Source organism: Bowmanella yangjiangensis (assembly GCF_017255015.1).
Lineage (GTDB): Bacteria > Pseudomonadota > Gammaproteobacteria > Enterobacterales > Alteromonadaceae > Bowmanella > Bowmanella yangjiangensis.
In genome coordinates, this window is sequence record NZ_JAFKCS010000566.1 from 1 (window position 1) to 476 (window position 476).

General features: G+C 64.3%; 1 pseudogene. It reads right to left on the reverse strand.

What is annotated here, in order from left to right:
- A pseudogene (locus J0A65_RS25690) lies at window positions 1-326 on the reverse strand (hypothetical protein); the annotation flags it as partial.
- Between the last annotated feature and the right edge of the window lie 150 nt (window positions 327-476).

The following is a 476-nucleotide window of genomic DNA, read 5'->3' on the forward strand; positions in this document are numbered from 1 at the left end:
CCGACCAGCATGCTGCACAGCAGCATGCCGACGATGAAGGAGGCTGGCGTATCCGCGTACAGCTCGTGCCCCGCGATGCGCAGCACGAACAGCGCCGCGATCAGCAGCGCCGCACTGAACAGCCCCTGGAGGAATCCGTAGCGAACGCCGAGCAGTATCGGCACCAGGATCATCCAGGGGAACGACGCTGCCACGAGCAGCGGGTCCGCCGGCGACAGCCAGTAGCCGAAACCGAGGGCCAGGAGCGTCAGCAGGCAGCTTTCCCACCAGGAAACGCGGCCGCTGGCCCTTGGCGCTAGAGTGAAATCCTTGTGGGCAGACTGCATCGTGATTACTCGAAGTCGAGGTTACCTACCAGTTTGCGCAGCACTTTCTGGGCAGCACCTGCAACGCTCTCACGGGACCAGCCGGCGCGTGCGCCACTGGAACTCCAGACCACACGACCGCTGGCCGGTTCGAGAATCTGCAGGCTGATG